Below are 2,695 nucleotides of genomic sequence, written 5' to 3'. Positions count from 1 at the left end.
TGCAATTGCTATTGCAATACCGGTTGGGACGAGGTCTGTTGCCCTTAATAGCAACTGATTCAGAATCTCCATGTCATTCACTCCTTCTCAAAGCGACGTCAGACCTGACACTATACTGGAGCCAATAAGTGGATAGGGGCCAGTTGATTTCTCAGAATTCGACAACTTACGGCAGCTATTGCGGAAGTTATCATATTGGTACGAGCGCTTTTGCGTCCCAGATCAATAGGGTCCGTACATCCCAACTAACACCGAACTAACACCGGTGGCACTACCCACAGAGTATCTCAGGGAAAATATCCGAACTTCTCACGAGAATAACAATGGACATTTTACTTGAGAGCCTGGGCGGAGAATCACAATGCCTGGTGGGCCTTTAGTGCAGTACACAACGTCGCAAATGAAAGATACCGACGCGACCTGATGTCTAATGCTACAATGGTCTGGGGAAAGTGAGGTCGGGGCCGCTTTCCTACCGCCCCAAAGAGAATGTCAATCTGAAAGCTTCGTGTTTCGTACTGTCAACCCCGTTCTTAGCTACCTAAGCAGGAATGAGAGTCGGAAAGTTCTGAGTTCAGGACAGGCGGGGGAGCCATTCTGTTCAGAACACAGAACTCCACCTCCGCTTGATGAACTGCTGGTCCCCCCGCCCGTTGGGTAAGTGTATTCGATGGTGACATGACCATTCTTGACGGTGATCTTTTTAACGAATGACTTTATAAACGACTTCTGCTCAAACAGCGTCCCCTTAGAAAGCAACTCTCGCAGATCCTTGACCATCTCCTTGAGCCGTCTCACACTCAGCGCCGGCAAGGGCCTACTGGTAGACTGCAACAAAGACCTCTCCTGGTTTCTGAGCTTTTCGATTCTCGCCGCAAGATCTCTGACTCTTGCCGCAAGATCTCCGGCCTCGAAACTACCACTCTCAATGGCCGAGTATAGATTATCCAGCTTTCGTTGGTGCTTTGGTATCTCGTTTTGTGGGACCTTTATGTTTTGGTCGTTCTGCGACAGTTTCTTAGTTATGGCATCATTGGTGAGTCTTAGCAGTTCACGCAAGTTCTCTTCCGTTAGTACTCGCTCTTGTAGCTTCTTGATTACCAGCGATTCAATTCGGTCCCTATTGATCATGCGAGATCGGCATACCTCTTTACCCTTACGCAGGGAATTGTGACAGACATAGTAATGGAATTTCCCTGACTTCGCTGAGCAACCCTGAAGAGCGTAGCCACACTCCCCACAGCGTAGCAAGCCCGACAGCAAGTAGTCTGATGTCAGAGAACGTGGTCGACAGTTCTCAGGGCTCCGTTCCGAAATGGCCTTCTGTAGCTTATCAAACTCATCCTGAGACACTATTGCTGGATGATTGTCATTCCGTCGCACGGGTTCCGCTTGCTGGTTGGACTTCCCCCAGACCAAAGTCCCGGTATATACGTCATTTCGCAGGAGATACAGGATGACGCCTTTGCTCCATCGTTTATCCCTGTTCGTAAGTACGCCCTCCGTATTTAGAGCTGAGGTGATCTCCTTGCCCCCCATTCCAGAGAGTGCCAGATCGAAGACGCGCCCAACTGTCGGGACGTTTTCCTCATCTAATACGAGTTTGTTTTTGATTGCTGATCCGACCTTAGTTTTCTCGATTCGGTATCCCATTGCCGGCATGGATCCATTGTAATAACCTCGGCTGGCATTCTCTCTCATGCCTCTGATCGTATCCTGGGCAAGATTGGCCGAGTAGAACTCGTCAACGATTTCGATCATACCTTCAAACAGTGCTCACGCCGGACTATCGTCAAAACGCTCTCAAATCTACCGGCCCAAAAACTTGCCGGGGAAAGAGGTTGTTAGCAGAAATGCCCTTAAACATGGGCTTCTCGCAAAGGCCGCTCTCATAACAACTGGCGACGGCATTGAGAATAAACCGGTGTTTGACGCTCTTTTGAGGGATTTATGCAGAGAACTCAGGACAGAGGGTGTTTTGGAGCAAATGCTTGTGGAGAAAATCGCCGTTTCCTACTGGCGGTTGCGCCGTGTGCTGCGTTGCGAGGTGGGCTAGATCAGGGGGGAAATTGGACAATCTGGCGCTGACTACCAGATTCGACCAGATTGACAGATACAATCGTGAACTGAGCTTGGCTTTTCTCGATCCGAAAAGGAGCGCTTACAAAAGGAACTCTCATGGTGTATAAAAACTCCTAGAGGCCCTTAACAACGCCGCGAGATCGTGATGGAGACTGAGGAAATCACCAGTGAGGCCAGACGCGCACTTGTTGAGGTTTACGGTAATGAGCCAAACAGCAGAACTGTAAACCTGCTCATCATCAACGAGTTGGGCAACGAAGACAGCCAGCTCACCGATCAGCCGTTGCCGTCGAATAGACTCAAGGCACTTCACCTCAAAACACTAGACAAAGAACTGGCTACTGCCAGGGGGGTTGAGGAGATGTATCAGGAGAGGAACGAACTGGAGATCGAATCCACCCAGCTCGCAGCCAGTCTGCCGCCGAAAGAGATTACCGATAAGCTGCTTCGTTACGAGACTACCATAGAGCGGCAGCTCTATCGCGCCATTGACCAACTGGATCGTTTGCAGCGGCAGCGGAAAGGCGAAACCATCCCGTCGCCCATCAACATTGAGCTGAATAGCCAGAACTGATTTCTGCGAAACAAAGCCACAGTTACGGCTGGCTGAGGA

At 50.1% G+C, this 2,695-nt stretch carries 2 protein-coding genes; one reads left to right on the top strand and one right to left on the bottom strand.

Annotated elements, in window-relative coordinates; all coding sequences use genetic code 11:
- Positions 1–537 precede the first annotated feature (537 nt).
- A complete protein-coding gene (locus KKE17_15700) occupies positions 538–1,761 on the bottom strand; it encodes a recombinase family protein (GenBank protein MBU1711441.1) in 1,224 nt (407 codons plus the stop codon).
- 466 nt (positions 1,762–2,227) lie between these two features.
- On the opposite strand from KKE17_15700, the gene KKE17_15695 reads away from it, so the two are divergent.
- Positions 2,228–2,656, top strand: a complete 429-nt coding sequence (locus tag KKE17_15695) for a hypothetical protein (GenBank protein MBU1711440.1) — start codon at positions 2,228–2,230, stop codon at positions 2,654–2,656.
- Positions 2,657–2,695 lie beyond the last annotated feature (39 nt).

It is taken from the genome of Pseudomonadota bacterium (assembly GCA_018823135.1).
GTDB lineage: Bacteria > Desulfobacterota > Desulfobulbia > Desulfobulbales > CALZHT01 > JAHJJF01.
This window is presented reverse-complemented; position numbering and strand designations above follow the sequence as displayed.